This is a genomic window from Paracoccus thiocyanatus, assembly GCF_900156255.1.
In the GTDB taxonomy this organism is placed as follows: domain Bacteria; phylum Pseudomonadota; class Alphaproteobacteria; order Rhodobacterales; family Rhodobacteraceae; genus Paracoccus; species Paracoccus thiocyanatus.
Genome location: NZ_FTMK01000008.1, coordinates 1 through 22,668, shown reverse-complemented (window position 1 = coordinate 22,668; position 22,668 = coordinate 1). Strand labels below are relative to the sequence as shown.

Sequence of the window (22,668 nt, the reverse complement as noted above, 5' to 3'; positions counted from 1 at the left end):
ACGCGACGTCGCGACGCTAGGCCAGCGCCACCAGCGCCACCAGCCCGGCCAGCTCTCCTGTCTGCTGCATGGCGCCCAGCACGTCGCCGGTCTGTCCGCCAAGCCCGCGCATGGCGCCGCGCGCCAGCCAAAGCTGCGCCGCCGCCACGGCCGCGGCCAGCGCAAGCCAGCCCGTGACCGGATGCGGCAGGCACAGCGCCGGCCAGGCCAGCGCCGCCGCGCCCAGGGCCAGCGCCCAGGCCGTCCCCGCCCGCGACGGCCGCCCGGCCGCATGGCCCAGCCCCCCGGCCCGCGCCGGCGGCATCAGCCGCAGCCCCGCCGCCATCCCGGCCCGCGATGCCGCGGCCAGGCCCACCATCCCCGCCGCGGCCAGCCAGGGTTGGCCGAACAGCGCCGCGATGACGGCCGCGCGCAGCCCGACCGCCAGGACCAGCGCCAGCACGCCATAGCTGCCGATCCGGGAATCGCGCATGATCTCCAGCCGCTTTTCGCGCGTCGCGCCGCCCGTGCCGTCGGCAAGGTCGGCCAGCCCGTCCTCGTGCAGCCCGCCGGTCGCCAGGATCGTGGCGCCGACCGCCAGCAGCGCCGCACCCGCGGCGGGCAATCCGGTCAGGACGCCCAGGGCCAGCACCGCAGCCCCGGCCAGCCCGACGACCAGCCCCGCCAGCGGAAAGGCCCAGGCCGCCTGCGCCAGAGGCGGCGGCGCGGCGGGCAGGAACCGGCCCAGTGGCAGCCGGGTCAGCCAGACCAGCGCCAGCGCCGCCTGTGCCCAGACCCTAGCCAATCCCAGCCTCGGCAAAGGTCGCCATGCCGTTATGGCATTCCAGCGCCGCGCGCAGGACCAGAAGCGCGACTGCCGCGCCCGAGCCCTCGCCCAGCCGCATGTCCAGCGTCACCACCGGGTTTTTCCCCATGGCCGCGATCAGGCGGCGGTGGCCCGGCTCGGCGCTGGCATGGCCGATCAGGCAATGGTCCAGCGCCTGGCGGTCGTTGACCAGCAGCACCCCGGCGGCCGCCGAGCAGATGAACCCGTCCAGGATCACCGGGATGCCCAGTTCGCGCGCGCGGATCACCGCGCCGCAGATCGCCGCCTGTTCGCGCCCGCCATAAGCGCCCAGGATCGAGGCCGCCGTCGCCGCGCCCTTGTGCCGCGCAAGCCCTGCCTCGACGGCGCGGCGCTTGCGCGCCAGCGTGTCGTCGTCGGCGCCGGTGCCGGGGCCGACCCAATCCTCGGCCGTGCCGCCAAAGGTCGCCGCCGCCAGGGTCGCCGCGACCGTGGAATTGCCGATCCCCATCTCGCCCAGCACGATCACGTCGGCCTGGCCGTCCACCGCGTCCTTGCCGGTCTGGATAGCCGCGACCAGATCGGCCACCTCCATCGCCATGCCTTGGGTAAAGTCGCCGGTCGGCCGGTCGAGATCCAGCGCGATCACCTGCAACTCGGCCCCCGCCAGCCGGCAAAGCTGGTTGATCGCCGCGCCGCCGTTCTGGAAATTCTCGACCATCCGGGCCGTCACCTCGACCGGAAAGGGGTTCACGCCCTGCGCGGTGACGCCGTGATTGCCGGCAAAGACCAGCGCCTGCGCGCGCCCGATCACCGGGCGTTCACGCCCCTGCCAGCCGGCCATGAACACCGCCAGTTCCTCAAGCCGGCCCAGCGAGCCGGGGGGCTTGGTCAACTGGTCCTGGCGGTCGCGGGCGGCTTGGGCGGCGGTTTGATCGAACTCTTTCACGGTATCCCTCGTTGCGGTTTCAGGCACAGGGGCAGGCCGCTGACGGCCATCCAGACCTCGTCGGCGGCGGCGGCGGCGGCCTGGTTCATCCAGCCATGTTCGTCGCGAAAGCGGCGGGCCAGCGCGTTTTCGGGCACGATGCCCAGCCCCAATTCGTTCGTCACCAGCACCACCGGGCTTTGCTGCGCCCCAAGCGCCTCGCAAAGCGCCGGAACCTGCTGCGCGGGCTTGTCCCCGGCGGCCATCAGGTTGGACAGCCACAGCGTCAGGCAATCGACCAGCCGCACCCCCTGCCCGTCGGTGCGCCGCAGCGCCCCCGCCAGGTCCAGGGGTTCTTCGACCGTTTGCCAGGCCGCGCCGCGGCGGTCGCGGTGCAGGCCGATCCGCTGCGTCATTTCGTCGTCCCAGGCCTGGGCCGTGGCGATATAGAGGCGCGGGCCCGGATGCCGGGCGGCCAGGGTTTCGGCCAAAGCGGACTTGCCCGAACGGGCGCCGCCCGTGACCAGGGTGATGCGCGGCTGGCTGTTCATGGCCGTCTTGTTTCACAAGGGCGGGCGCGGTGAAAGCCGGAAAAACGCCGCTGCCGCCCAACGGGTTTCGGCTTGCCTGCCGGGCGGGCGGCGGCACAGCATGGGGCCATGAAGATCGACCCGATTCGCGAAACCACCGACGAAGCCCGCGCCCTGGCCCGGCAATTGCTGGCAGGCGCGCGCCATGCCAGCCTGGGCACGCTGGACCCCGAAACGGGCGCCCCCCTTGTCACGCGCATCGCGCTGCAAACCGATGCGGATGGCGCGCCGCTGGCGCTGCTGTCGGGGCTGGCTGCGCATAGCCGCGCGCTGGGGGCGGACCCGCGCGCCGGGCTGCTGATCGCCGCCGATGCCGCCAAGGGCGACGCCATGACCCATGCCCGCCTGTCGATCCTGGGCCGCGCCATCCCCGCCCCGCGCGACAAGGACCGCAGCGCCCGCTGGCTGCTTCGCGATCCCAAGGCCAGGGTCTATCTGGACCTGCCTGATTTCCGCTTCTGGCGCATCGAGCCGGTTTCGGGCCTGCTGAATGCCGGTTTCGGCCAGGCCTTCCGGCTGACCGCGGCCGACATGCTGAAACCCCCGGCGGACTGATCCGCCGGGGGCACGGGCAGGCGCATGGGGCAGGCGTCAGTCGGGATTGTCCATGCGCAACCGCAAGCTGACCGAGCCGCGCACCGCCGAGCCCCAGTTCAGCGCCACCTGCTGCCGGGTCGCGCCCAGCGCGGTCTGCACCCAGGGCATCTCGGACACGCGGGCGTTGGCGGCCGTGGTGATCTGGCTGGTGGCGATGATCGACTGGACGTTGCGCACCCAGCCGTTGAAGGGCAGCGCCTGGCTTACCGTCACCAGCCAGCGGTTCGAGGCGCTGGCCTGGCTGTGCGAGATGTCGACCGGATTGGCGACATAGGTATCCACGCCATTGAACATGTTGCCCTGGAACTGGATGTTGCGCATCCGCTGATAGTTCAGGTCGGCAAAGCTGGTGTCCACCCTTTCGATCCGGGTGATCTTGTTGTTGAGCGACTTGAAGACGTTGCCCATCACCGCCAGGCCGTGGATGAAATGCCCGCTGCCATAGGGCTTGACCGCCAGCCAGGTAAATCCCGGCGTCGTATTCGAGGCCAGGAAGGTATTTCCGGTAATAGTCAGCCCGCCAAAGGAATATTCGCCGCCGTCGAAATTCGGATAGGGGTCATGCTCGTTCGTCCATTCGATCGAGCAATTGTCGATGTAATTGCCGGTCACGGTCGCCTGCACATTGGTCTGGGTCAGCACCAGCCCGCCGAAGCGCACGCCGTTCTGGGCATTGTCGCCCTGGAACCAGTGGTTTCCCTCGATCATGTGGCCGCCGCCATTCATCACCGCGAAATGCGCGAAGCGGATAAAGCGGCTGTGGCGGATCTTGCTGTCGTTGTTGTTGACGTTCAGCGCGACGGTGGTGCGGTTCTGCGCCAGGTCGCCCATCTCGTTGGACAGGAACTCGCAGCGGTCCACCAGCATCCCCTGGCAGGCCGTGCCGATCGAGGTGATGCCGCGATCCCTGGGCCGGGTGAAATAGCAGTCGCGGAAACAGTTCATGTTGCCGGTCTGGGCCAGCATGACGCCGCTGGCATTGCCCTCCAGCAGGAACTCGACATCGTCGAAGTTGAAGCGGCTAAGATGCTCCATGTCCGAGAAATCGAAGGCATAGCGATAGCGGCTGAACGTGTAGTTTCGCGTCCCTGCCCCGCCATAAAGCGGCTGCGACAAGGTCAGCGTGCCGGCGCCCAGGTTGCGGGCCAGCACATAGACCTCGCGCCCCACGCCGTTGCCGCTGACGCGCGCGCCCAGTTCGATATTGGCGATATTGGCGACGCCCGACAGCGTTGCCGCCTGCGCCGGGTCATAGGTCGCGGCGGATGTGACCACCCGCGTGTCCCAAGCCGGCCCCGGCACGATGCTGACCTGGCCATTGGCGATCACCCGGCGGTTGGCAAAGCTGGTCATGCCCGGCACCGCGGCCGAAATGCTGATCGGCTCGACCAGATGCACGTTGCGGCCGCACAGGTCCAGCACCGCATGGTCGGTAAAGCCCAGCAGCGCCTGAAGCGTGCGCTTCATCCCCTCGGTCTCGTCGCCAAAGGCGGCGGCATAGGTCGGAAAGTCGAAGCTGCGGGTCAGCGCCAGCCGCGCATTGCGCGGCATGGTCAGGGTGCCGACGAAACGCACCGCCGCGGCCAGGCTAAGGTCCGAGCCGATGCGATAGCTGCCCTCGGGGACCAGGATCTGGCGTCCCGCAGCGGCCTGGTCGGCGGCGATGAAGGCGCCGCGGTCGTCGGTGGTCCCGTCGCCCATGGCGCCGAAATCGCGCACATCGACCCAGTCCAGCATCCCAGGCACGAAGGCTGCGGTCACGTCCTCGATCACGATGCTTTCGATACGGATCGAGCCGTTGTTGTCGCCGGTCAGGTCCAGTCCGAAATGCCCGAAGGTGGCGGCGCGTCCCCAGGCCATGTCGACGCCGTCGCGCCGGCCGGTGCCGACGATGGCCGCGACCTCGACCACCTGGCCATAGCCAGGCAGCGTGACCGAGGGGCCTGTCTGCGGCACGCCCGCCACGTTGTTGCCGGCGGCATTGCCGGCAAAGGCGGCGATGCGGACCTGCGGCAGGTTGCCGGCGATGGCCTTGACCCGCGCCGAGACGCGCAGATAGCTGCCCGGATTGACCGGCGTACGCTGCATGTAGCGGATCGAGGTGACGCTTTCCTGCTTGAGGATTTCCAGGCAACTGCCGAAATCCTCGTCCGCGGGGACGATGGCCGCGTTCGCCGCCCCCGCCCAGGTCGGCGACCCCGCGCGGCCATCGGTCCGGGACCACTGACCCAGGCCCAGCCGGAAGGCGCGCGGCATCAACGACTGGTTGCCGATAATCGCGATGGTCATGCCAATACTCTCCTGTTTCTCGAACATGCGGGGCGATTGTTGCCCGCGCGGTCCAGCAGGAATTTGGCAATGCCGCGTTAACCGATCCTTAACCATGCGCGCGCGGCAACGGGGCCGCGCGCAACGGTGATTTCGCCTTGCGGGTCAGGCGCGGGGCGCTTGGGTCAGTTCTCCGGCCAGCGCCCGCTCGATCAGGGCGCGGGTTTCAGCCAGGCCGTAAAGCGCGATGAAGCCGCCGAAGCGCGGTCCCTGGTCGGCGCCCAACAGCACCTGGTAAAGCGCCTGGAACCAGTCCTTCATCGGCTCGAACCCGTGATCGCGGCCGATGGCGAAGACCATGGTCTGCAAGGCCTCGGCATCCGCGGGCTGGTCCCATGCCGCCAGCCGCCCGGCCAGATCCTCCATCGCCCGGCGCTCGATTTCCGTGGGCGCGCGGAAGCTGCGGGTCGGCGCCACGAAATCGTTGAAGTAGCGCAGGGCAAAGGCGGCGGCCTGGTCCAGCGCCGGGTTGGTCTCGGGGCTGGCGTCGGGCGCATAGCGGCGGATGAAGCCCCAAAGCCCCTCCTTGTCCTTGGCGCCCGCGACCGAGGCCAGGTTCAGAAGCATCTGGAACGGCACCACCATGTCGCTGGCCGGAACCTCGCCGCCATGGATGTGCCAGACCGGGTTGGCCAGTTGCTGCTCGACCGTCTGGCCGGGATAGGCGCGCAACTGCTGGTGGTATTCGTCCACCGCCTTGGGGATGACGTCGAAATACATCCGCTTCGCCGTCTTGGGCTTCTGGAACATGAAATAGGACAGGCTGTCGGTCGCGGCATAGGTCAGCCATTCGTCGATCGACAGGCCATTGCCCTTGGACTTGCTGATCTTCTGGCCGTGCTGGTCCAGGAACAGTTCATAGGTGAAATGCTCGGGCGGCCGCCCGCCCAGGATCTTGCAGATGCCGTCATAGATCGGGGTGTTGGTGGAATGATCCTTGCCATACATCTCGAAATCCACGTCCAGCGCCGCCCAGCGGGCGCCGAAATCGGGCTTCCATTGCAGCTTTACCTGGCCGCCGGTGACGGGCAGGGTCAGTTCCTGCCCATCCTCGTCGTCGAAGGTGATGGTGCCGGCCTTGGCGTCGACATGCTTGATCGGCACGTAAAGCACCTTGCCGGTCTTGGGGCTGATCGGCAGGAAGCAGGAATAGGTCTGCTGGCGTTCTTCGCGCAAGCTGGCCAGCATCACCTCCATGATGGCGTCATAGCGTTCCGCGGCCAGCAGCAGCGTCTCGTCGAACTGGCCCGACTTGTAGAACTCGGTCGCGCTGATGAATTCGTATTCGAAGCCGAAAGTGTCCAGGAACCGGCGCAGCATGGCGTTATTGTGCCCGCCGAAGCTGTCATATTGGCCGAAGGGGTCGGGCACCGTGGTCAGGGGCTCTTGCAGGTGCTGGCGCAGCATGTCCTGTTGGGGGACGTTGTCGGGCACCTTGCGCATCCCGTCCATGTCGTCGGAAAAGCAGAACAGCCGCGTGGGGATGTCCGAGATGATCTGGAACGCGCGGCGGATCATCGTCGTGCGCGCCACCTCGCCGAAGGTGCCGATATGGGGCAGGCCCGAGGGGCCGTAGCCGGTCTCGAACAGGACATAGCCCTTTTCCGGGTCCTTCTTTTCATAGCGTTTCAGCACGCGGCGGGCCTCCTCAAAGGGCCAGGCCTTGGATTTCATCGCGGCGTCACGCAGGGCGGTCATCGGGTTTTCTCCATTTCACAGGCTTTTCCCCGTATTGAAACGCGGCGGTTTGGTCAATAATGACCCCGGCAAAGCGACGGAGAGAAATGCCATGCCCGACAACCTGCCCTCGTTCTCGCCCTGCGACGCGCTGGTCGCGGTCATGGTGGCGGTCTCGGCTTCCGACCAGAACCCGCGCACGGCGGAACTGGTCGCCATCGAACGTGCGGTGGACCACACGCCGGTCTTTGCATCCTATGACATCGACCGCGTGCGTGCCGTCTTGCAGACGGTGGTGACGCTCTTCGAGGAAGAGGACGGGCTGGACGCCCTGTTTGGGCTGGTGCGCGCGTCGCTGCCGGACAAGCTGTTCGATACCGCCTATGTGCTGGCCTGCGACGTTGCCGCATCCGACGGGCGGCTGGGCGAGATCGAGGCCGAGATGCTGGCCGAGATCCGCGACCAGTTGGACATCGACCGCCTGCACGCCGCCGCCATCGAACTGGCCGCCCGCGCCCGGCACCGCGTGCTTTAAGGCCCCACCCCCTCGACCGCCGCAAGGGGGGCCGGGGCGGTGTATTCCGCCAGCCAGCCCTCGATCAGCGCCTGTTGCAGGCGCTTGGAGCGTTTGGTCCAGGCCATGACGCCCTGGGGCAGTTCCCGGCCCTCGCTGGCGGCGCGGCGGGGCTCGTCGGCGGTCAGGATGGCAAAGGCCAGTTCCCGCCCCGCCGCGCCCTGCGCATAGCCCGCCAGGTTCGAGACGAAGTTCAGCGTCCCGGTCTTGGCCTTGATGGCGGTGGCGCTGTCCTTGCGCTTGCCGGCGGCATCCCGTAGCGGGATCAGCTTCATCAGCGCGCGCAGATCGCGGGTCTGGCCCGGCCCGGCCATCAGCCTGGCCAGCATCCCGGCGCTGACCCGGTTCTGCGCCGACAGGCCGGAATGGTCGTGAAAGGCGAAATCGCCGCCGACGCCCTGAGCGCGCAGCCAGTCGGCCATGGCCGCGGCCGAGGCGGCCACATCGCCCGCACCGCTGGCGGCCAGGCCGATCGCCTCGGCGGTCAGGTTGGTCGAATATTCCAGCATGTCCCGGACGATCCGGCGCAGGTCGGGGCTGTCATGGCGGGCGATCTCGGCCCCCTCGGGCAGGATCTCGATCACCTCGGGCTTGGGCAAGGCCAGGCCGCGGGCCCGGCACAGCGTCTGGAACACGTCGCCGGCGTAAAGCTCGGGGCGGCGGACGGGCAGCCAGCGGCTGCCGGCCTTGCCCAGGCTGCGCCGGGCGATGGTCCAGCTTTCCAGCTTGCCCGCCTCATAGGTGAAAAGCGGCAGTCCCCGGTCCACGGCGGCGATGGAGGCGGTATAGGCGCGCGGCGACAGCTTGCGGCCCCGCGCCTGCAAGGACAGCCGATACCCCTGTTCGCCTTGCCGCCAGTCCAGATGCACGCGGTTGAAGTTCAGCATCATCCCCGAGATCGAGGGATTATAGGGCAGATGCACGTCCTGCGCCGGGTCCAGCCGGCCGATGCGCGGCAGCGCCCCGCCCCAGACAGCGAATGCGGTCGGCGCCGGGCGGCCCGCGGCCTGTTCATCGGCGACCGCGGCGGCGGCCAGTTCGTCCAGCGCGTCGGTATCCAGCACCGGATCGCCGCCGCCCGCCAGGATCAGCGTATTGCCGGCGCGGATGACGCGGGTCGCAAAGCGATGCCCCTCGCCCAGCCGGTCCAGCGCGTAAAGCGCCGTCACTGCCTTGAGCGTGCTGGCGGGCGCCATGGGCCGGTCGGCCCCCCGCTCGGCCAGCACCTGCCCCGAGGCCGGGTCGATCACCGCATAGGCCACCGCCCCGCCCAGGCCCGCGGCGGCAATCAGCGCATCGGGGTCGAAGCCCGCGGGGCGCGCCGCCGGCCGTTGCTGGGCCGCGGCCATGCCGGGCGCCAGAGCCAACAGCCCCAGCCCCGCCACGAAGCCGCGCCGCGTCCATCCGTTCATCAGCGTCCTTTCGGCCCCAGCGCGCGAATGGCGCTGGAACTCAGCTTGTTCAGCGGCAGGTTTATCATCGCCCAGGCCGGCGGCCCAGACCGGGCCAGTTCACGCGCCCGCGACTCGGGCAGGCGCGCGCGCCACAGCAGCCGCGCCGCGCGCGAAAACCGCGCCGGCATCCGCCAGCCGGGCCGCGCGATCACCCCGATCGGCACGCGGGCGGCAATGTCGCGCCAGCGGTCCCAGCGGTCGAACTGCGCCAGGTTGTCGGCCCCCATCAGCCAGACGAAGCGCACGCCGGGGTAAAGCCGTTGCAGCGCGGCGATGGTGTCGCGGGTCATGCGGGTGCCCAATTGCGCCTCGATCCCGGTGATCTGGACCCTGGGGTCGCGCATGAGGCGCCGCGCGCGGCCGATGCGCTGCGCCAGCGGCGCCGGCCCGTGCGGCTTCAGCGGGTTGCCGGGGCTGACCAGCCACCAGATCCGGTCAAGGCCAAAGCGGTTTAGCGCCGCCTCGGTGATATGCACATGACCTTCATGCGCGGGATCGAAGGAACCGCCCAGCAGCCCGACGGTCGTGCCGGGCGGCGCGATGGGAAAGCCGGCGCGCATCGGCTAGAACAGGCCCTGCACGTTACCGTCACAGTCCAGCCCCACCCGCAGCGCCGCCGGATCGCGCGGCAGGCCGGGCATGGTCATGATATCGCCGCAGATCGCCACCACGAAGCCCGCGCCGGCCGCCAGCCGCACCTCGCGCACCGGGATGGTAAAGCCCTCGGGCGCGCCAAGCGCGGCCGGGTTGGCGGAAAAGGAATATTGCGTCTTGGCCATGCAGACGGGCAGATGACCGTGGCCGGCCGCCTGCCATTCGCCAAGCCGTTCCCGGATATGGGGCAGGAACTCGACCCCATCGGCGCGATAGATGCGCTTGCAGACCGTCTCGATCTTCTCGGCCAGGGGCATGTCGTCGGGGTAAAGCGGGGCGAAATCCGCGCCTTGCTCGGCCAGCGCGACCACGGCGCGCGCCAGGTCCTCGGCGCCGCGGCCGCCCTCGGCCCAGTGCCGGCACAGCACCGCCTGGACGCCATGCTCACGACAGTAATCGACCAGCGCGGCAATTTCGGCGGCGCTATCGCCCGAGAAATGGTTGATCGCCACCACCACCGGCAGGCCGAAGCGGCGCAGATTGTCGATATGGCGGCCCAGGTTCGCGCAGCCCGCCCGCAGCGCCGCGACATTCTCGGCCCCCAGGTCGGCGCGGGCGACACCGCCGTTCATCTTGAGCGCCCGCACCGTCGCCACCAGGACCGCCGCATCGGGTTGCAGCCCGGCCAAGCGGCACTTGATGTTCAGGAACTTCTCGGCCCCCAGGTCGGCGCCAAAGCCCGCCTCGGTCACGACATAGTCCGACAGCGCCAGCGCCGTGCGCGTCGCCATGACCGAATTGCAGCCATGCGCGATATTGGCAAAGGGCCCGCCATGGACCAGCGCCGGGTTGTTTTCCAGCGTCTGCACCAGGTTCGGCTGCAAGGCATCGCGCAAAAGCACGGTCATCGCGCCGTCGGCGCCCAGGTCGCGCGCCGTCACCGGCTGGCGGCCGAAGGTCTGGCCGATGACGATGCGGCCTAGCCGCGCCTGCAAATCGGCCAGGTCCGAGGCCAGGCACAGGATCGCCATCACCTCGGAGGCGACGGTGATGTCAAAGCCGCATTCCCGCGGCACGCCGTTGGCCGGCCCGCCAAGCGCCACCACCACTTGGCGCAGCACCCGGTCGTTCATGTCCATCACCCGCCGCCACGTCACCCGGCGCGGGTCGATGCGCAGCGCGTTGCCCCAGTGGATATGGTTGTCGACCATCGCCGCCAGCAGGTTGTGCGCGCTGGTCACGGCATGGAAATCGCCGGTGAAATGCAGGTTCATGTCTTCCATCGGCACGATCTGCGCATGGCCGCCACCCGCGGCCCCGCCCTTCATGCCGAAATTCGGCCCCAGCGAGGCTTCGCGGATGCAGACCGTCGCCCGCTTGCCGATGCGGTTCAACGCGTCGCCCAGGCCGACGGTGGTCGTGGTCTTGCCTTCGCCCGCGGGCGTCGGGTTGATCGCCGTGACCAGGATCAGCCGGCCCTGCGGCCGCCCGGCCAGCCCGGCAATGGTTTCATGGGCGATCTTCGCCTTGTCGCGGCCATAGGGCAGGAAATCGGCCTCGGCCAGGCCCAGGCGGCCGGCGATCTGCGCGATGGGCAGCTTGCGCGCCTCGCGGGCGATCTGGATGTCCGATTTCATGATCCCTCCTTGGTTGGCCGGGCCAGTTGAGCGGCTTGCACCGCCCGAGGCAAGCCCCGCCGCGCGCTAGCCCAGCCCAAGCCGCGCCCGAAGCGGCGGCAACCACATGTCGCGCCGCATCCAGACCGCCGCAATGGCCCAGAAGGCCACGATCAGCCAAATGTCGATCGCCAGCCGCCACCAGAAATTGGCGGGGCCCGGCGCGACCGTCATGTCCAGCGCATCGCCCCAGATCGACAGCATCACGCAGACGACAAAGGAAAACAGCCCGCCGCGCCCGATCTCGGCCAGCGCCTCGCCCGGCCGGGTGGCGGCCATCCAGGCGAACGGCCGCGCCAGGGGCACCGCCACGATCCAGCTTGCCGCGATGATGGCGATGAAGCGCATGAAATCCAGCGACCATTTGTCGATGCCGCCGGTGATCTGGCGCAGGAACTGGCTGACCGGCTTGGCCGGCGCGCCGATCTTCCAGGCCAGCACGATCACCAGGCCAAACAGCAACACCCCCGCCGAAATCCAGGTGAGCAACGCCGCGCGCCGCCGCAGCACCGGCATGAATTGGTCGCGAAAGGCGCCCATGGCGACGCCGGCAAAGAACAGCAACTGCCAGCCAAAGGGATTGAACAGCAGCCCCGGCCCCGGCCGCTGGTTCGGGATCAGCGCGTTCAGCGGCTGGGCAAAGATCCAGACCACCACCGAGACCCCCAGGCCCAGCCAGGGCCAGCGCAGCATGATGGGCAGCGCCAGCGGCACGGTGGCGATCAGCAGCACGTAAAGCGCCAGCACGTCCAGCAGGTTGGGCTGCATCCACATCAGCGCCACGGTGGCGACATAGCCGATGGGATGTTCGACGATCCAGCGCGCATATTGGAACCAGACGGCGGTGTGGTTCATGTGCAGCTTGAACAGCAGGGCCGAGAACAGCGCCAGCAGGATCGCCCCGGCAATCAGCGCCAGCCAGACCTGCGCGGCGCGGCGCAGAAAGCGGATCTGCGCGGCGCGGCGACCCTGGCGCGCCTCGACCTTGACCCAGACCATGCCGACCAGAAAGCCCGACAGCAGCACGAACAGTTCGGCCGCGTCGAAGACGGCGAAATTCGTCAGCGTCACATTGCGCAAAAGCCCGATCGGCATATGGTCCAGCATGATGCAGACCAGCGCATAGCCGCGCAGCATGTCCAAAGCGGCGATGCGCGTCATTGCGGCAGCTTCGCAAAGGCTTCGATCAGGGCGCGGTTTTCAATCAGCGCCAGCTGCTCGGCCGGGCCAAGAAAGCGCAGCGCCTGTTCCTGCGAGACGGCATGGCCGATCTTGGCCTCGGCCGAGATGGCGTCCAGCCGTTCCTCGGCCGGGCCGCGGGGGTTTTCCGGCAACAGCGCCAGCAGCCGCGCCCGCAGCGCGGCATCGCGGCCCAGAACCTCCAGCCCCAGGCGCGGCAGGTTGCCGGCGATGCGGAAATCCAGCGCGTTGGCGGCGGCCAGCACCTCGGGGGGGTGGCGCTCTTCGGGGGTGACAAGCAGGCCCTGCCGGCGGGCCCAGCGGCCAAAGACCGGGCTGGCCGACCAGCGCGAGGTCAGCGGCGACAGGATCAGCCCGGCCAGGATCGGCGACAGCCAGACCAACTGCCAGGGCGCCAGAAAGGCCAGCACCACCAGCGTCGCCAGGCCGGCCGCGACATGGATCGCGTGGCGGCGCAGGATCACCCCCCAGGGCGGGACCTGGCCGGCGCGGACCTGCGCCTCCCAGCCGGAATCGCGACCGCGCAGGATCTCGATGATCTGCCGGGTCTGGATCAGCATCTGCACCGGGGCGATCAGGGCCGAAAGCACGATCTCGAACACGGCCGAGGCCAGAAGCCGCACATTCCCGCCCGAATCCTTGGCCAGGGGCCGCAGCCAGGCGCGCAGGACGGCGATGAACTTGGGCACCAGCAGAAAGGCCATGGCGGCGACGAACAGCCACAGCATCCGCACCGGGTCGAAGACCGGCCAGGTCGGGAACAACTGGTAGGTCTGCGGGAAATAATCCGGCCGCGACAGCAGCACATTGGCCGACAGCGCCAGCCCCACCAGGATCATCATCAGCCAGATCGGCGACATCAGGAAGCCCAGGATGCCGATGACGAAATGCGCCCGGCTGATCCAGGCGAAGCCGCGCGAAAAGATCAGCCGCGCATGTTGCAGGTTGCCCTGGGCCCAGCGGCGCTCGCGCACGGCCATGTCCAGAAGCGTCGGCGGGCATCCCTCGAAGCTTTGGCGCAGGTCGTGGTCCAGCCGCACTTTCCAGCCGGCGCGGCGCAAAAGCGCGGCCTCGACGAAATCGTGGCTCAGGATCGTGCCGCCAAAGGGCGGCTTGCCCGGCAGTTCCGGCAGGCCGCAGCATTGCGCAAAGGCGCTGACGCGGATGATGGCGTTATGGCCCCAGAAATTGCCGCTGTCGCCGGACCAGGCCGCAACGCCGCGCGCGACCGCCGGGCCATAGATGCGGCCGGCGAATTGCGTCAGGCGGGCAAAGATGGTCTGCCCACCCACCAGCATCGGCATGGTCTGGATCAGCCCGACCGCCGGGTCGGCCGCCATCCGCGCCGAAAGCGCCTTGATCGTCGCCGCGCCCAGCACGCTGTCGGCATCCAGCACCACCATCTGGTCATAGCGCCCGCCCCAGCGGCGGACGAAATCGCCGACATTGCCGGCCTTGCGGCCCTTGTTGCTGTTGCGGCGCCGATACCAGACCGGCACGGGCGATATGTCGCGCAACCGGCTGATCGCCGCCATCTCGTTGAAGACGGCGCGCGGCTCATAGCTGTCGGACAGCACGAAGATCTCGGCCCGCTCTCCCAAACCCTGGCGGTGAAGGTCGCGCGCCAGGGCCGCCAAAAGCCCCGCCGTGGCCGCCGCCCTTTCGTGATAGACCGGCATGACCACGGCGATCCTGGCCTGGTTCGGGCCGTCCGGGCTGCGCAGCCGCCGGGCGAAAAGACCCGAGATCATGGAGGTAAAGGAAAACCCGACCCAGGTGAAGGTCAGTGCGAAAAGCACCAGCAGCACCGATTGCAGCAAGGTCGTGTTGGCGCCGAAGGTCAGCACCATCTGCCGCCAGCCCAGCCAGCCGATCGCCGCCGCGCCGCCGAACGCGGTCAGGCGCGCGGCGATGGTGCCCAGGCCGGGCCAGCGGCTGTCGGGACCAAGCGGCGGACGGGCGCGGAAATCCTGTTCGGGCATGTCCAGCGGCGCCTCGGGCGGGGCGGCCGGGCCCGGCGGGATGCGCCGGCCGTCCGCCCCGTCCCAGCCATCCTCGGCCGAAAGCGGCGGAAAGCGCGGCTCGCTGGGCGAAAGCCCGCCCGGCTGGCTGGTGGGCGCGCTCACGATGCCTACTCGCGCGTCCAGCGGGCGATCCAGGTCTCGCTTAGCGGGCCGTTCGGCCCGTTCAGCACCGCCGACAGATCCGCCAGCTTGGCGCCCTCGGGAAGGTATTCAAAGGCCAGCCGCATCCGGCCCTGCTCGGGCAGGCGCAGCAGGTAGCTGTGCCCGATCCGCCCGGCCGAGGCGCGCAGTTGCGGCACCGGATCCTCGGAGCCGAACAGCCCAAGATCGAAGTCGATCATATAGGTCCGGGCGTTGGGATTGTTGATCGCCTTGCCCGACATCGTCTCGACCACCCGCGAAATCGGCGCGCTGTCGGGGACTTCGCCCGCGAAGGACAGGATATAGTTGAAGTCGTAGCGATTGCCCGCGGCCAGCGGCTCGGCCGGCTGCCAGAACGAGACGATATTGTCGTTGAACTCGTTCTCGACCGGGATCTCGATCAGCGTGACCGCGCCCTTGCCCCAGCCGTCCTGCGGCGCGATCCAGGCCGAGGGCCGCCTTTCATAGCGCGCCTCGGCATCCTTGTAGGATTCGAAATCCCGCGCCCGCTGCGCCAGGCCAAAGCCCAGCGGATCATTGTCCGCGAAAGCCGAGACCTGCAAGGTGCCATGCCCCGACAGCACCCGCCAAAGCCGCTGCTCGCTGCCGGTCAGCATCTGAAGCCCGTCACTGTCATGCACGGCCGGCCGGTAATCATCCACGCGCGAACGGTCGGTCGGACCGAACCAATACATCGAGGTCAGCGGCGCGATGCCGGCGTTGCGCATCTCTTGGCGCGGAAACAGCGAGACACGGGTATCAAAGACCGTTTCCGCGCCGGGGGTGATGCGGAACTCGAACGCGCCCGAGACCGAGCGGCTGTCCAAAAGCGCGTGGATCAGCACCGAACGTTCCTGCGGGCCGGGCTTGTGGATCCAGAAGCCGCGGAACAGCGGGAACTCCTCGCCCTCGGCGCTGCCGGTGCCGATGGCAAGCCCGCGGGCCGAAAGGCCGTAAAGCGTGCCGCGCGACACGGCGCGGAAATAGCTGGCGCCCTGGAAGACCGCGATTTCGTCCAGCACGTCGGGCCGGTTCAGCGGCGCGCGAATGCGAAAGCCCGACCAGCCCATATTGCCCAGCGTCTCGTAATCGACGCCGTCGGGGAACTGCGCGGGATCGAAGTCGAACATATGCGGATCGAACCGCACGGGGATCACCACGCCCTCGTCGACCAGGCTGATATCCACCGGCTCGTGGAAGATGGCGCCGGGGGGCAGCAGGTCCAGCGCAAAATCGCTGCTGCCGGCCCAGGGATCGCGGTCGCGCCGAAAGCGGATGCCGCGATATTGGTCATAGGTCAGGTTGCCGAAACTGCCGATCAGTTCGGCATCGCGATATTCATAGGGCTTGGCGGCCAGGTCCCTGGCCATGTCCGCCACGTCCTCGAAGCCAAACGGCTTGGCCTCCGCCCCGGCGGCCGGCACGTCGGCGGCTTGCGGCAAGGCTTGGGGGGGGTCCTGCGCCCAGGCCGCCCCCAACGGGGATGACAGCGCGCCGGCGGCCGTCATGGCCACGCCGGCAGAGATGACAAATTCGCGACGATGCATAGATCGACCCCAATATATCGGGCAGGAAAGCCCGGAAATTCCGAGGGGATTTCGCATTGCCGCGCGCATCAGGCAAGCCTTTTCGCGCCGGAAGGCAGGGTCTTGCCGAGAGTTGATCGAAAAGAGCCCCCGCAAGGGGCCGCGCCGGCCGAAAGCCGCCGCAGCCCGCGGGATCGGCAGGCTGATCAGCGGTTGATTTCCCGCATGACCCGACCCTTCGGATCCAGTTCGACGACCACCGGCTCCCCTTCGGGGTTCACGGCCTGCGCCATGACGCGCGGGCCGTCGGCGGAGATCTCGCCGATGCTGCTGTAGCCGGCCGAGGTCAGCGCCATGCGCATCTCGCCCCGGTCAAGCTGCACCGCGCCCTGGCGCTGCGGCGCGGCTTCGGCCGGCGGCGGGGGCGGCGGCATGTCGCGGCCCGGCGCGCCGCGGTCGCCGCGCGGGCCCGGACCCCGGCCGTCGTCCCAGCCGCGATGGCCGTCGCGCCGGTCGGCGCCGCGGTGGTGGTCGCGGCCCTTGTCGCCGCGCTCATGCTGGCGCTTGCCCTGCCAGCCATCGCCGCGGTCGGTGTCGCCCCGACCAAAGCGCAGCAGCGTGCCATCCTGGGCAAAGGCAGCGCGGACCTTGGCCTTGTCGCCATCCTGGCCGGCCAGCATCACCCCGCGCTCGCCCGAAAATACCGCCTGGAGTTGGCCCAGTTCGCCAAATACCGCGCTGTCGCGGACGGCCTGCGGCACCAGCGCATCGACCAGCCCGGCCGGCAAGGGGGCGTCGCCACGCGCCCGCACGCCACGCAACTGGCCCTTGTCGTCCAGCATGGCGTCGATCTGCGCGCCATCGGCCAGCTTGCCGAAAAGCCGCGTCGTGCCGCGCGGGCCGCGCTTGCTTGTCACATCGCTCAGGCCCGCGTCCTTCAGCGCCTGCGGCAGCGCGACCGGGGCCGGGGCCTGGGGCTGTGCCTGGGCCTCGGCGGCGGGGGGCGGGGCCGCATCCTGGGCGAAAGCCGGGATCGAGACCGCAGCCAGCAGGGCGGAAAGTGCGATCGAGGTCGAGAGTTTTCTGCTCATCTCTGGTTCCTTCCTTCTTGGGGCATGCACAGCGGCCCCGGACGAATCGGTAATAGGCCCCGCCGCTCCAACCAAAGGCCAACGATCCGTTTGGCATTCGTTTGGATTTCCCTCATTACAGCAATGTCATGGACCGTCTGCGCATCATATCCCTGCCGCTGCTGGCGGCGCTGGCCCTGGGCGTGCCCGCCTGGGGCGACGGGCCGCGGCCGGGCCGGGACGCGCCATGGCCCGAGGACTGGTCGGCGGAATTCGAAAGCCTCCAGCGGCAGGATTTCCGCATCCTGCCGCTGAAACGGGCAGCCCAGATCGTCGCGGAACGGTTTCGCGGCCGGCTGATCGCCGCGCGCATCGTTCCGCCCACTCCGGCAGAACGCGCGCGCGGCGCGATCCTCGTGCAGGAACTGCGCCTGTTGACGCCGCGGCGCGACGTGCTGCTGATCCGGCTGGACGCGCATAGCGGCGCCTTCCTCGAAGTGGCCGGCGCCGGATTGACCGATGCCCGCAGGAAAGAGGCCAAGCCATGAGATGCCTGATCGTCGAGGATGACCCGACCCTGTCCTCGCAACTGGCCGCCGCCCTGCGCGACGGCGGCTTTACCTGCGACGTGGCCGCGGATGGCCGGCAGGGCGAGTTCCTCGGCTCGACCGAAACCTATGACCTGGCGATCCTGGACCTCGGCCTGCCCGGAATGCCGGGGATCGAGGTCCTGACGCGCTGGCGCGAGGGCGGCGCGACCATGCCGGTGCTGATCCTGACCGCGCGCGGCGACTGGACCGACAAGGTGGCGGGCTTTCGCGCCGGTGCCGATGATTACGCAGTCAAGCCCTTTCGCCTGGAAGAGGTGGTGATCCGCGCCCAGACCCTGGTGCGCCGCGCCGCCGGCCACGCCCAGGCGGTGATCAAGGCGGGTCCCCTGCGGCTCGACACCCAGCTTGGCATCATCACCCGCAATGGGCTGGCGCTTCGGCTGACAGCGTTCGAAACCCGCATCCTTGCCTATCTGATCCATCACCAGAACCGCGTGATCAGCCGCAGCGAATTGTCCGATCATCTTTATGATGCCGCGGCCGACCGCGATTTCAAGTCGATCGAGGTGGTGATCGGCCGGCTGCGCAAGAAGATCGGCGAGGGGCTGATCGAGACCCGGCGCGGCGAGGGCTATGTGCTAAGGACCGCCGCGTGATCCTGCCGCGCGATTCGATCCGCGCCCGTCTGATCGGGCTGGCGGCCCTGCTTACGGGTGTTGCGCTGGCGGCGGGATATCTGGCGATTGCCGCGATCCTGGAAGATTTCATCACCGGCCGCTTCGACGCCGAAACCGGCGCCGTGGCCGATGCGCTGATCGCCGGCGCCACCATCGACGCCGACGGCCAACTGGTCGCCGGTCCCGCCCCGACCGATCCGCGCTTTCAGATGCCGCTTTCCGGCTGGTTCTGGCAGTTGACCCAAGATGGCCAGGTGGCAGCAAAATCCCCCTCGCTCTTTGACAACCTGTTGAACCCGCCCGATGCCGATTTTCAGGGCGGGGCCGGCCTTGGCCCGGCGGGCGAGCCGCTGCGCGTGACCCGGCATAGCTTTACCCTGCCGGGTTCGGCTTCGGACCTGGCGGTCGCCGTGACCGCGCCGCGGGCCGAGATCGACGACGCAATGGCGCGCCTGCGACGGCCGCTCGCCGTCTCGCTTGCGGTGCTGGGGGTGGCGCTGGCGGCGGCCAGCATGCTGCAAGTGGCGGCGGGGCTGCGCAGCCTTGACCGGCTGGGCCGCGACCTGCGCCGCATCCGGGACGGCCAGGCAGAGGCATTGCCTCTGCCCGCCGTCGCCGAACTGCGGCCCGTGGCGACCGAGATCAACGCGCTGCTGGAACAGAACCGCGCTGTTCTTGGCCGCGCACGCGACCATGTGGGCAATCTGGCGCATTCGCTGAAGACACCGCTGGCCGCGCTGGACAATGCGCTGCCGCCCGAACATCCGGGCCATGAGTTGATCGCGCGCATGGACCGCCAGATTGGCTGGCATCTGCGCCGCGCCCGCAGCTCGGCCGCGCCGCGGCTTTTGGGCCAGCGCACCCCGGTCGAATCGGTGATCCAGGACATCCTGCTGGTGTTGCGGGGACCGATCCGCGACTCCGCCCTTGCGGTCGAGATCAGCGCCGACGCCGATGCCGCCTTTGCCGGTGAGCGCCAGGATCTTGAAGAGATGATCGGCAATCTGGTCGAGAACGCGGTGAAATGGGCCGCTACCCGAATCCGCATCACCGTCCGAACCGCTGGGGAAGAGCTGCGGATCCTGATCGAGGATGACGGCCCCGGCGTGTCGGATCAGGATCATGCGCTGGCGCGGACCCGCGGCGCCCGGCTTGATGAAACCGGCCCGCCGGGCACCGGCTTGGGCCTTGCCATCGTCACGGATCTGGCCGCGCTGCACGGCGGAGATCTGGCGCTGGAACGCGCGGCACTGGGCGGGCTGAGGGCCAGGCTGCGGCTTCCGGCAGCGGTATCGCCGGCTGGGCGCGGGCGCTGAAACGGCGCGACCCAAGCTTGGGAACGGCATGGAGGGCAAAGTCATCCTGGCCTACTCTCGCAGGGCGGTGACTTCGCTGGCGGCCAGCAGGCCGCCGCCGCTGACCAGCAATTCGGCCCCCGCCGGCTTCAATTCGACCCCGACCACACGGCTATAGGCTTCCACATTTCGGGTGGTGATGCCTCCATCGCTTCCGGTTTCCTCGATCTGGAAGCTGTAGAAGCCGCCAGGCAGCCGGCTGCCATTGTCCTTCATGCCAGTCCATGTCATCTCGCCGGAAAATGTCCCGACATCCTGCCGAAGGACGGCATTTCCCGAAGCATCCCGCGTGACCAGCGTCGCCGGCCCGCCGTTGTTTTCCACCGCCAAGGTCAGGGGCGCGTCCTCGAACCAAACCGGGGCGCTGCTGCGCACCTCCCGGCCGATCCAGTTCGACAGTTGCCCCAATTCGCCACCATTGATGTTGTTCAGCAAGTTCGCCAGCAGCGCGTTGGTCTGCACCTGCTGCTCGACCCCCGAGAAAGTTGCAAGCTGGACCGCGAACTCGGTGCTTTCCATTGGATTCAGCGGATCCTGGTTCTTGATCTGGGTCGTCAGCATCTTCAAAAAGACCTCGAACTGGCTTGTCGATGCCGCCTCGGCAGAGGAATAGGCGCCCTGCCCCATGGCCGCAGCCGCAACATTCACGGCCGGCGCTGTGTTCATGCTCACCATATCGTTCCTATATCCTTATATCGATACCACCAGTCACGGCCGCCTCGGTCGCCATGGCGCGTTTAAGCGGGACAGACTGCGAAGATGTTTCAAGGTCGATCGCCCGAATCGCGCCTTTCCCCGGCAGAAACGCCTGGCGTCGTCGTTCCTTGTCGTCGTCGAAAAACGAAACATCTGCTCCTTCAAATCCGGCATGGCGAAGCTCCTTTTCCAATAACTCCGCATGGCGTTTCAGAAAATCAAAGGTCTCGGGCCGCTCGGCCAGAACCGCCACGGTCGGGGTTTCCCCCGCCGATATGACGATCCGCACCTTCCCCAACTCCACGGGGTCCAGCATAATCTCGATGGGCCCAGCCTCGCCGGGGGTGATCCTGACAGCAAGTTGGCGCAGAACCCGATGCGGCTCCAGCTCGGCCATATGAAAGACTTGTGCCTGGTCACGGCCCCCCTGCGGCTGAAGATCGCGGCCGCCGACCTCAGTTAATGCCGCGGATTGAAACGAAAGCTCGCCCGTAATGCCGTTCAGCGATTCGTCCTGGGCAGCCAATGTCGGGCGGCCAGTAAGCACGGGAATTTCCGCGGGATCTTCGGCACCTGCCCGAACCCTCTTGCCTTCCGGTTGTTCACCCTGGGCATCGCTTGGGGTTGAAGCTCCGCGATAATCCGCTTTCGGTTCTTCCTGCTCCCCAAGATCATCACCCAGCAACAACCCGTCCACTTCAGCTGGAAATAACGGACCCTCCTCCGCCTTCTTGAAGGAAATGCGAACCGGATCATAATCAGAAAGCACGGTCCGCGGCGGGGCGTCACGCACTTCGTCTGACTGCGATTCCATGCTGTCGCGACTTACATGAGGCGCGGCCGCGGGCAGCAGTTCGGCCTCGCCTTCCGGTTGCTTCCGACTCTCGGGTCTTTCCTCGATAGCCGCTGGGTGCGCATCGACCTGTAGCTCGTCGGGACCGTCCGATTCCGGCACATCCTCGGCTTCGCCCTTCGCCGGCGATTCTTCTTCCGCGCGTCCCAGGACCTGGTTCAGCGGCCCGTCGACCAATAGGCCGAAAGCCGCAACATCTTGCGGAGTCGGCTTTGCCAGCTTGCTGTTGGCCACCTCTTTGGCCGCCACGCCTGCATGCCTCCATACCAATTCCGTCTCCACTCGCTCACCTCGGTCTTGATCCAGAGCCACCTGCACATTGTCACAGCAAGATTACCAAATATTTACCTCTGAGCCGTAAAGTCGCGTTCTGTAGAAAATTTTAGTTTTGAGGAGCGGAACTTGGAGCGGATACAAGCAACAACAGCGGCCAGCGCCCCACGTTTGTTGGGAAAAAGTCCGGTCGATGGTCTGGAACAGGCATTTCTTTCCGAGATGTTAAAATACGCCGGATCGACCGCTGCTGTGGGCGAGTTCGGCGGCGGCGCGGGCGAAACGCAGTTCGCCAGCATGCTCAATGATGCTTACGCGCAAGCCATTGCCGAGCGAATCGACCTTGGACTTCAGCCAGCCCGCAAGGTGCGCGGATGACCCCGCCGCTGTCCCTGCTAAAGCAGGCAAAGGCCGAGCTTATTGCATTGCGCGCCGACGCAGCCTTGCAGAAAATTCAGAAATTCGAAAAGATCCTGGAAAGGTCGGGCCTCGACTCGGCATGCGCGCAGAAATGCGAGAATGCCTTGCACGACATTCAGGCATTGGCCAGCGCCGCTAGCGAAGGCGTCGCAGCGGCAAAGCGACAACTCGTTGAAATCGCGTCACTGTCGCGCCGTCTAGAGACCTATGATGAACGCGGCCGCCGGGTTGGGAATGCCATCCGAAACCAGCATGAAGGAAGGTTTTGAATAAAATTGCTGACACTCCATGATTGCCAACAACCCCGGAGCAGGAGTTTATTTGTAAGCGCGACGCCGATCCCCTCCTGCCATTTTTGAGTTGATGCCTTCATTCTCCACGCACATGTGCGGCGGAGGTTTTGGATTTGGAGAGAGACGGCAAAATGGGCGTCCAATTGGACGGCTCTATAGGCGTCGGGGTCTCGCGGCTTGAGGTGATCGGGGGGCCAAGCGGTCGTCGGCGGCGGACGAAGGCAGAGCGGGCGCGGATCGCGGCGGAGAGCATGATGCCCGGGGTGACGGTCGCAGATACTGCGCGCAAGCACGGCACGACCCGCTGGCAGATTTACGATTGGCGCAAGCAGATACGCAAAGGTAATTTGGTGGTGCCCGAAAGCGTGGCGGCCTTGCCGTTCTTCG

At 67.9% G+C, this 22,668-nt stretch carries 22 protein-coding genes; 8 read left to right on the top strand and 14 right to left on the bottom strand.

Features of this window, described 5'->3' with window-relative positions; all coding sequences use genetic code 11:
• Positions 1-16: 16 nt before the first annotated feature.
• From F3H32_RS07810 to cobU, 3 genes are read right to left on the bottom strand one after another with little or no spacing between them, the layout of a single operon-like run.
• The gene (locus F3H32_RS07810) at positions 17-784 is read right to left on the bottom strand and encodes an adenosylcobinamide-GDP ribazoletransferase (RefSeq protein ID WP_149765352.1); all 768 of its coding nucleotides are present in this window, start codon (positions 782-784) and stop codon (positions 17-19) included.
• Positions 777-1,733: a nicotinate-nucleotide--dimethylbenzimidazole phosphoribosyltransferase gene (gene cobT, locus F3H32_RS07805; RefSeq protein ID WP_188128620.1), complete on the bottom strand. Its 957-nt coding sequence runs from the start codon at positions 1,731-1,733 to the stop codon at positions 777-779. Before cobT ends, F3H32_RS07810 begins: the two co-directional genes overlap by 8 nt.
• Positions 1,730-2,263, bottom strand: a complete 534-nt coding sequence (cobU, locus tag F3H32_RS07800; RefSeq protein ID WP_149765351.1) for a bifunctional adenosylcobinamide kinase/adenosylcobinamide-phosphate guanylyltransferase — start codon at positions 2,261-2,263, stop codon at positions 1,730-1,732. The genes cobT and cobU overlap by 4 nt, the downstream gene beginning before the upstream one ends.
• Positions 2,264-2,371: 108 nt before the next feature.
• Between cobU and F3H32_RS07795 the strand changes: the two genes are divergently transcribed.
• Positions 2,372-2,857: a HugZ family pyridoxamine 5'-phosphate oxidase gene (locus F3H32_RS07795; RefSeq protein ID WP_149765350.1), complete on the top strand. Its 486-nt coding sequence runs from the start codon at positions 2,372-2,374 to the stop codon at positions 2,855-2,857.
• A gap of 36 nt (positions 2,858-2,893) precedes the next feature.
• Here F3H32_RS07795 and F3H32_RS07790 read toward each other — a convergent pair whose 3' ends face one another.
• Together F3H32_RS07790 and F3H32_RS07785 are read right to left on the bottom strand one after the other, a co-directional pair.
• Complete coding sequence (locus F3H32_RS07790) at positions 2,894-5,188, bottom strand: glycosyl hydrolase family 28-related protein (RefSeq protein WP_149765349.1); 2,295 nt, start codon at positions 5,186-5,188, stop codon at positions 2,894-2,896.
• A gap of 144 nt (positions 5,189-5,332) precedes the next feature.
• Positions 5,333-6,925, bottom strand: coding sequence for a lysine--tRNA ligase (locus F3H32_RS07785; protein WP_149765348.1), 1,593 nt, complete (start codon positions 6,923-6,925; stop codon positions 5,333-5,335).
• 91 nt (positions 6,926-7,016) lie between these two features.
• Between F3H32_RS07785 and F3H32_RS07780 the strand changes: the two genes are divergently transcribed.
• On the top strand, positions 7,017-7,439 hold the full coding sequence (locus tag F3H32_RS07780; protein WP_115756497.1) for a tellurite resistance TerB family protein: 423 nt from the start codon (positions 7,017-7,019) through the stop codon (positions 7,437-7,439).
• Here F3H32_RS07780 and F3H32_RS07775 read toward each other — a convergent pair.
• The 7 genes from F3H32_RS07775 to F3H32_RS07745 form a co-directional block, all read right to left on the bottom strand.
• Entirely contained in the window at positions 7,436-8,890 is a 1,455-nt protein-coding gene (locus tag F3H32_RS07775; RefSeq protein WP_149765347.1) for a D-alanyl-D-alanine carboxypeptidase, read from the bottom strand. The genes F3H32_RS07780 and F3H32_RS07775 overlap by 4 nt on opposite strands.
• Positions 8,890-9,492, bottom strand: a complete 603-nt coding sequence (locus F3H32_RS07770; protein WP_149765346.1) for a nicotinate-nucleotide adenylyltransferase — start codon at positions 9,490-9,492, stop codon at positions 8,890-8,892. Before F3H32_RS07770 ends, F3H32_RS07775 begins: the two co-directional genes overlap by 1 nt.
• 3 nt (positions 9,493-9,495) lie before the next feature.
• On the bottom strand, positions 9,496-11,163 hold the full coding sequence (locus tag F3H32_RS07765) for a formate--tetrahydrofolate ligase (protein ID WP_149765345.1): 1,668 nt from the start codon (positions 11,161-11,163) through the stop codon (positions 9,496-9,498).
• A 66-nt stretch (positions 11,164-11,229) separates the two neighbouring features.
• A complete protein-coding gene (locus tag F3H32_RS07760; protein WP_149765344.1) occupies positions 11,230-12,363 on the bottom strand; it encodes an OpgC domain-containing protein in 1,134 nt (377 codons plus the stop codon).
• Positions 12,360-14,528, bottom strand: a complete 2,169-nt coding sequence (mdoH, locus tag F3H32_RS07755; protein WP_223191381.1) for a glucans biosynthesis glucosyltransferase MdoH — start codon at positions 14,526-14,528, stop codon at positions 12,360-12,362. Before mdoH ends, F3H32_RS07760 begins: the two co-directional genes overlap by 4 nt.
• Positions 14,529-14,533: 5 nt before the next feature.
• Positions 14,534-16,114 carry a glucan biosynthesis protein gene (locus F3H32_RS07750; RefSeq protein WP_149765342.1) on the bottom strand — a complete coding sequence of 527 codons (1,581 nt, stop codon included), beginning with the start codon at positions 16,112-16,114 and terminating at the stop codon, positions 14,534-14,536.
• Positions 16,115-16,299: 185 nt separating this feature from the next.
• Positions 16,300-17,184 carry a hypothetical protein gene (locus F3H32_RS07745; RefSeq protein WP_149765341.1) on the bottom strand — a complete coding sequence of 295 codons (885 nt, stop codon included), beginning with the start codon at positions 17,182-17,184 and terminating at the stop codon, positions 16,300-16,302.
• A 128-nt stretch (positions 17,185-17,312) separates the two neighbouring features.
• On the opposite strand from F3H32_RS07745, the gene F3H32_RS07740 reads away from it, so the two are divergent.
• The 3 genes from F3H32_RS07740 to F3H32_RS07730 are packed head-to-tail and all read left to right on the top strand — an operon-like array spanning position 17,313 to position 19,707.
• Complete coding sequence (locus F3H32_RS07740; protein WP_149765340.1) at positions 17,313-17,711, top strand: hypothetical protein; 399 nt, start codon at positions 17,313-17,315, stop codon at positions 17,709-17,711.
• On the top strand, positions 17,708-18,370 hold the full coding sequence (locus F3H32_RS07735; RefSeq protein WP_149765339.1) for a response regulator transcription factor: 663 nt from the start codon (positions 17,708-17,710) through the stop codon (positions 18,368-18,370). The genes F3H32_RS07740 and F3H32_RS07735 overlap by 4 nt, the downstream gene beginning before the upstream one ends.
• Positions 18,367-19,707, top strand: a complete 1,341-nt coding sequence (locus tag F3H32_RS07730; RefSeq protein WP_149765338.1) for an ATP-binding protein — start codon at positions 18,367-18,369, stop codon at positions 19,705-19,707. The genes F3H32_RS07735 and F3H32_RS07730 overlap by 4 nt, the downstream gene beginning before the upstream one ends.
• Before the next feature lie 51 nt (positions 19,708-19,758).
• On the opposite strand, the gene F3H32_RS07725 is transcribed toward F3H32_RS07730, so the two are convergent.
• Positions 19,759-20,412 carry a flagellar hook capping FlgD N-terminal domain-containing protein gene (locus F3H32_RS07725; RefSeq protein WP_223191380.1) on the bottom strand — a complete coding sequence of 218 codons (654 nt, stop codon included), beginning with the start codon at positions 20,410-20,412 and terminating at the stop codon, positions 19,759-19,761.
• 16 nt (positions 20,413-20,428) lie between these two features.
• Entirely contained in the window at positions 20,429-21,577 is a 1,149-nt protein-coding gene (gene fliK, locus F3H32_RS07720) for a flagellar hook-length control protein FliK (RefSeq protein WP_149765337.1), read from the bottom strand.
• A 120-nt stretch (positions 21,578-21,697) separates the two neighbouring features.
• Here fliK and F3H32_RS17860 point away from each other — a divergent pair, with 120 nt between their 5' ends.
• The 3 genes from F3H32_RS17860 to F3H32_RS07705 form a co-directional block, all read left to right on the top strand.
• Positions 21,698-21,946 (top strand): rod-binding protein, encoded by a 249-nt coding sequence (locus F3H32_RS17860; RefSeq protein ID WP_223191379.1) that lies wholly within the window; start codon positions 21,698-21,700, stop codon positions 21,944-21,946.
• Positions 21,943-22,257 (top strand): hypothetical protein, encoded by a 315-nt coding sequence (locus F3H32_RS07710; protein WP_149765336.1) that lies wholly within the window; start codon positions 21,943-21,945, stop codon positions 22,255-22,257. The genes F3H32_RS17860 and F3H32_RS07710 overlap by 4 nt, the downstream gene beginning before the upstream one ends.
• Before the next feature lie 155 nt (positions 22,258-22,412).
• Positions 22,413-22,668: transposase (locus tag F3H32_RS07705; RefSeq protein ID WP_149765335.1), on the top strand; the 256-nt coding region annotated here is incomplete at its 3' end.